At 43.3% G+C, this 6,286-nt stretch carries 6 protein-coding genes and 1 tRNA gene; all 7 read left to right on the top strand.

The genetic code is table 11. The features are described 5' to 3' along the window. The 7 genes from JSN25_RS10025 (at position 1) to JSN25_RS10055 (ending at position 6,284) form a co-directional block, all read left to right on the top strand. The gene (locus tag JSN25_RS10025; protein ID WP_085047717.1) at positions 1-1,617 is read left to right on the top strand and encodes a fimbrial protein; all 1,617 of its coding nucleotides are present in this window, start codon (positions 1-3) and stop codon (positions 1,615-1,617) included. Further along, the gene (locus JSN25_RS10030; RefSeq protein WP_038637713.1) at positions 1,614-2,312 is read left to right on the top strand and encodes a fimbrial biogenesis chaperone; all 699 of its coding nucleotides are present in this window, start codon (positions 1,614-1,616) and stop codon (positions 2,310-2,312) included. The genes JSN25_RS10025 and JSN25_RS10030 overlap by 4 nt, the downstream gene beginning before the upstream one ends. 141 nt (positions 2,313-2,453) lie before the next feature. After that, positions 2,454-3,191, top strand: a complete 738-nt coding sequence (locus tag JSN25_RS10035) for a winged helix-turn-helix domain-containing protein (protein WP_204525682.1) — start codon at positions 2,454-2,456, stop codon at positions 3,189-3,191. Continuing rightward, on the top strand, positions 3,166-3,636 hold the full coding sequence (locus tag JSN25_RS10040; RefSeq protein ID WP_038637718.1) for a hypothetical protein: 471 nt from the start codon (positions 3,166-3,168) through the stop codon (positions 3,634-3,636). Before JSN25_RS10035 ends, JSN25_RS10040 begins: the two co-directional genes overlap by 26 nt. A 341-nt stretch (positions 3,637-3,977) precedes the next feature. Further along, positions 3,978-5,426 carry an EAL domain-containing protein gene (locus tag JSN25_RS10045; RefSeq protein WP_204525683.1) on the top strand — a complete coding sequence of 483 codons (1,449 nt, stop codon included), beginning with the start codon at positions 3,978-3,980 and terminating at the stop codon, positions 5,424-5,426. A gap of 114 nt (positions 5,427-5,540) precedes the next feature. Further along, positions 5,541-6,005 (top strand): methyltransferase family protein, encoded by a 465-nt coding sequence (locus tag JSN25_RS10050; protein ID WP_199965985.1) that lies wholly within the window; start codon positions 5,541-5,543, stop codon positions 6,003-6,005. 203 nt (positions 6,006-6,208) lie between these two features. After that, positions 6,209-6,284, top strand: a tRNA-Thr gene (locus tag JSN25_RS10055). Positions 6,285-6,286: the final 2 nt, after the last annotated feature.

Raw genomic sequence — 6,286 nt, forward strand, 5'->3', positions numbered from 1 at the left:
ATGAAAGTATTAAATAAGTTGGCTATTTTAATCTGTGCTGTGGGAAGCTTTACGCCTTTGCCTGTTTTAGCTTTGAAAGCCTCCTCGTCCGGCTCAGTCAGCAATAATTATTTGTTTATTGAAAATGCTATCGATGGTGAATATTTTATTACCCCATCGGCACTTGATCCGCGCTTCAGCGGGTCAAATACGTGGATAAAATACGGTACCTCGCAGGTCAGTCTCGGATATTTAGGTTTTGTGGGCTGGACTGCACCCGGAAATTATTATCAGGATATGTGGATTGATAATTCCCCGATTAATGGGCCTTTCCGGGGAATACGTTGTTATAGTGGAACCCAGTGTCCATCGACCGGGTTTATTGCCGGGCAAGGAACTGACAATAACGGGTTTTATCATGCACAGGTGGGCTCTGTCGCAGGCGTTGTTGGCGGAGCCTACGGATTCGCCTCTCTGACGGATACTGCCTATGAGTATTTTCGCAATGTGTCTACCGGTAGCAGCGAAACCTACGTATTCAACCGCTGTTATACGTCTGTAAATTATGATTATTCTTCCGGACAGCGTTGCAAAGACCAGTCGACCGGATCATGGAATTACGTTAATTATACGTTGACCAAACGCGGGCATCTGTCGCTTGAATCCACTAATGCGTTTCAGGAACTTTGGGTTGCCAGCGACGGAACGCCGAGCATCACCAAAGACTCTGGTTATTGTGAGCTTGGCGTGGTGGGCGGCACAGACGGTGTGATTTGCAAGATGGTGAGTTATAACCTGCAACAAACGGCTAATCTGACCCCCTCTCTGACGTTTCGCGCTTATGTTGACACGGCGATGCTTGGTTTTACGCCCGGAGCGGCCACCGTGAGATACTCCGGGAATGGCTCAAACTGGTATAACTATGGTTCTTCAACAGCGTATTACAACGTTTTCACCACGTCCGGGGAGTATATTTATATTTTTCTGTCGAAAGTATTTCTGAAAAATCTCGTCGATTCAGGGATCAGTATTACTAACAGTCAGCCGTTTACTTTCGGTTTTTATAATGGCTTAACACCAGAGTCAGGGCACTACCAGTTTACCCCTTCGTTACAGCTCAATATTGTGCCGAAGGAGTATGGAATCAGTATTGTCTCTTCGGACAACACAGCTTCTGCGAGCGGCAGTGGCACGATTGGCGATGCCGCTCCTATAGAAATGGATTACACCGTAACCGTCTCAGGCCCTCGTCAGGCCGATAGCATTACCGCCCAGGTTATCGGGGATAGTACAACGATCAATAGTGTGCCTTATTGCCTGTTTACCTCTACGCAAGGCGGGCTATCCGTCCCAATCCCCGCCTTTCTGCAGTACAACAGCCAGTCGGGGGGCGTAGTGCAGAAACGAAATAGCTGCAGTGAAGCACCAATCAGCATGAGCGATGCGCAGTGGCAACAGACGCCCTGGGATGCAAATAACAATGACGATGGAAGCTATTATACGACTGATTTGAAGTTGCTTTTCCCCATGAATGATTCACGTTCGCTGTTAACCGTTTCCGGAGCAGACTGGGAAGGTGTCGTCAGCGCCAGCGGAGAGATAAAAGTGACGGCGAATTGGGTGGGCGTCACGCCATGAATCGCTACCATTTCGCACTTAGATGGGCATTTGTCTTTTTTTGTGGGCTGACTGCATGCTCTGCACAGGCTGTCTACCTGGAGTCGACCATCTATGAGATGCCATCGGATAAATCATTTATCAGTAAGCGAATCTATAACGATAGCCACAAACAGAATTTGTACAGTATTAGCGCCGTAAAAATTGATAAGCCGGGGCCGGGAGGTGAAAACAGAAGCGCCATTGCTGAAGGCGAACTTCTGTTTACACCGCTGAATTTCTCACTGGCACCGCAGGCGAGTGAGTTTTTTAAGATTTTCTACCGTGGACCGCAGGATGATAAGGAGCGTTATTATAGAATTCTGTTTCGTGAAATGCCGATCACGCTGTTTACCGAGCGTAATCAAGGAAAAGGGGGACAGGCTCTCCCGGTGATCGCTATGGACACCATACTGGTTGTTCGTCCGAGAAAAATAAATCTGACCTACACCATTGATGAGGCTAACGGAACGCTGAAAAACACCGGGAATACTTTTTTTAAAATCATCGTACACCAGGGGTGCAACTCAACCGATGATGAAGCCACCATGCGTTATGTGTTGCCGGGGGAAACCTGGCGTAGTAGCCAACTAAAAACACAAAACAGAAAATTTATAGTTGCCTTGCAGAAATACCTACCCGTGGGGCAGGGGTGCTTCAAACTCAATCGTGAGTAAGTATTGAATCTGATCGGATATGTCATGATGAGATATTGAATCTATACTGTATGTATCTTTATAAAATACAGTCATAAGCTCAGAGTAGATGAAATTTTGGCCATCCGAACTCAATATTACGGTATTTAAGAGTCAGGTTGTATGAAAAGTATAATTAATGATCAGGTTGAGTACGATTCCACCAGGAAAAGCCTGAAACATGGCGATACTACAATAATTCTTTCGCCGTCTACAGCGAGACTACTTGATTTACTCATTACTCATAAAAATCAACAGCTCCACCGCGAATTTATCATTGAGGAAGTATGGGAAAAGCATGGCATGGTGCCATCCGGCCATAGTCTTAATAAAAGTATAAGTGTCTTACGAAAAGCATTTAGCGAGTTGGGGGCGGAGAACCCCATTGAAACATTGCCCAGACAGGGATTTTTGTTCCATGCTGCGGTCCGTGACGCATCGACATCCTCCAGTGAGGATCAAGACAGGCGCTTGGTACCTAAAACGGAAATGGCAGTTCCATCAAGAAAAGTGAAATACGTAAAAATTTTTGTTCTCTTTTTATTAATCGCTTTAATTGCAAGCACTTTTTTTATCGTGAAGACTTTTAATACAGGTACCAGGAATTTTATCTACATCAGGGCAGTAGGTGATTGTGAACTTTATACTGCAGATGACAATAATGCTGATAAAACGAAAGCATTCTTATCCTCTGATATGTGGCGAAAAGTAAATTCGGTTTGTCATAGCGGTAAGAAAACAATAGTTTTCTATGATGATAATAATTTATCAGCAAGCAATTCTCTTAAAGAGAACTTTCTTGGAGTTTGTTCGCTAGATAAACGAGGTGCTGCGCATGAATGCGAAAACTATATTTATTAGTGGGGTGATCCTCCTTGCAGCGATAACAGTATATTTTTATCTTCATCTGCAACCTGAGACGCTGACTTGTTCTGCTAAAAATTATCTGCATCTGGAAGCTCAAACTCAGGGGGTGAAAATTGAAGGTGAAGTCCTTCTTGTCTTCCGGATATCTTCCGCCACCGAAGGGCGAGTATCTCAGGTAGGAAGTCTTGTCATTCAGGGCAAACATTATGCCGTAGATCGTAATGTCGTCCTGAAATTTATTGGTAAAGATCACGATGGATACCGACAGACTCGCCGCGTGGCTATTGTTAAAAATAAAAATGATAATGTCCCTGATGAAATTACTGAGCTGCTTATGTCACGGCAGGATATTTTCTATTATAAGGTTGTCCGTATCGCCGGAAATGTTTATGGGATAAGAGATTTGCGACGTACGCTTATGGTTTGTCGGGCTGCTTAACAGAGTTGATATATTGTATTACAAATTTTTTTAGTTACATATGTTGTTGTTTTGCTTTTTTATGGTTTTATGTTTTGTCATGTTGTGAAAGTGAGTAAATTTATTTGTTCTGATTAGAAAATGGGAATTTTCCTTTTTCAATATTTTAAATGGCCTTACTATTTGACGGGGATATTCATATGGACAGTTGTAATCATAAATTCCTAACCTGTGTAATATGACTTATGGAAAAAGTTAACTCACGCACCGCCTTATAATTATTGGAGGTCGAAGGTGTTGTATATGCTCTCGTGCATAAAACGAGGGACCTGCTATGCCATAAATTAAAGTTGGTGATAATTATGAATGTGAAAAAGGCTTTTCTTCTCAGTTATGATATTTTCCTTTTCTCAGGGTTAAAAGCGTCTTTGCCAAATTTAGTACTGGTTGATGCGCGCACATATATTTCTGGAGCGCAACCCGTCATACCACAATATCCATCCTGTGTGTTGGTTATTGATAATCGACTGCCATTATTCCTGGTCAGGAAGTGGCTCCAGAGAAATAGTGCACAGTTCATTAATATGAGCTGTATTGTTCTTCGGATGAGTGAAAACCAGGCTGTTAATCGAGGGTATGAAGAGTTTGTTTTTATTAATGGATGGGAATTATCAGAGAAGGTGATCTCTCAGTTAAAAGATTATTTATTGGCACCTGGTGAGATAGCCGAAATTAACAGAGGTTCACCACTATTTACTTTTTATTTAACCGAGTTTGAGGAAGAAATGTTGTATGCTTCTTTCACTAAAGAAAGATTGCACGATTTTTGTATTGCCAACTCGCTGACAATTAAGTCAGTATATCGATATCGGGAAAAAATTACCACTCGGCTCGGATTTTCTCATTTCAATGAAACAATCATTTTTTTAACCAGGAATAATTTCTTGCGTGAAGACAGTTCACCGCTAAGAAATACAGCGGAGAATATGATTTACGATGAGGTGTATGATGTTTCAGATACTAGCCGACTGAGCATGGCAATAAGGAATGAAGAAATCATTCCTTATTTTCAACCCATAGTAAATACCAGTGGTGATGTTTGCGGCGTTGAGGTTTTGGCTCGTTGGCCACAGGGGCATAACTACGCTATTTCTCAGCGTGAGTTTATTCCATTGGCAGAAAAAAGTGGGTTGATTAATGAGTTGACCAGCTATTTAATGACCGTCGTTGCGCGTGATTTCGTCGGCGGAGGTGTAGGGATCAACAACACTTTATTTGTCTCATTTAATGTCAGCCCATCAGGTTTAAGTAACCCTGTCTTTTATTGGGAATGCCTTAACTTTATGGAAATGACGCAAAAATTACCCATAAAACTGATGATAGAAATAACTGAAAATCAGACGCTTACAATCACTCCAGCAATCAAAGAGCTTATTCGTTCATTACGAAACAGAGGCGTTCTGTTTGCTTTAGATGATTTTGGGACCGGTTACGCTAACCTCTGTTATCTCAATGAGTTAGACCTGGATGTAATCAAGATTGATAAAACATTCATTAAGGCTATTAAAGAGGTTGAGCAACATATTCCTATGCTTGAGTCAATTATTCATCTTTCCGGGCTTTTAGGGCTACGCGTAGTGGCGGAGGGCGTTGAACATGACTTTCAACAGCAATGGCTGGAAAAACAGAGAGTTGATTACCTGCAAGGCTATCAATTTCTACCGCCAGTGACATTTAGTGATTTTATCCGGTATTACAAGCACTCTGTTAGTTTGTATGAACCTGTATCTGGTTCTACTTTCTCTACCTAGATCTCAAGAGGGTTTGCTGTTCTGAGCGATGCATCGTTTGTTTGTTTATCCTAAAAGGGTTATTCATAACTGTATTAATGTTCAATACAAAAGTTTTGAGGTTAGCCCTTCGCCATGCGTACATTTCTGACAAAAGTAAGAGTATGGTTTCCGCCACCGCTCATCTTAGTATTATTTCTTGTCATGGATGCGTTGACGGCGACCCCGCATTTTACGTTCGGTGCTGTGAATATCGTCGTAAGCCTATTGCTGGCCTGCGTTAGTCTGGCGGTAGCACTGCATACCGCGTGGCAGATGAGGATGAAACGCACGACGCTGAACCCGCTTCATACGGAAAGAACGACCACGCTTGTTACCGAAGGTTGTTACGCCTGGAGCCGCAACCCTATTTACCTTGGAATGAGCGGACTCCAGTTGGCCTTCGCTTTCTACGTCGGCAGCCTCGCCGGGATACTGGCTGTACCATTATTTATGCTGGTGATAGCCAGATTGCATATCGATTTTGAAGAAGAACAGCTGCGAAAACATTTCGGGCAGGAATGGGAACGCTATGAGCAGCGGGTTCGTCGTTGGTTATAGAAATGTCTGATGTAATAACGCGCTATCGCGAACACGGAAAGCGCTGAGCGCGTTCCGCCGTAGCGGGTGATGACACGATTCGTGCGTAATTGAATCCGGGTGATGCAAAAATAGGCGTTTGATTCACAAGGCCATTGACGCATCGCCCGGTTAGTTTTAACCTTCTACCCCGTGTTCACATTCGTGGGCATGTTCTTTTCAGGGCCGATATAGCTCAGTTGGTAGAGCAGCGCATTCGTAATGCGAAGGTCGGAGGTTCGACTCCTCTTATCGGCACCATT

It is taken from the genome of Citrobacter cronae, assembly GCF_016893685.1.
Lineage (GTDB): Bacteria > Pseudomonadota > Gammaproteobacteria > Enterobacterales > Enterobacteriaceae > Citrobacter > Citrobacter werkmanii.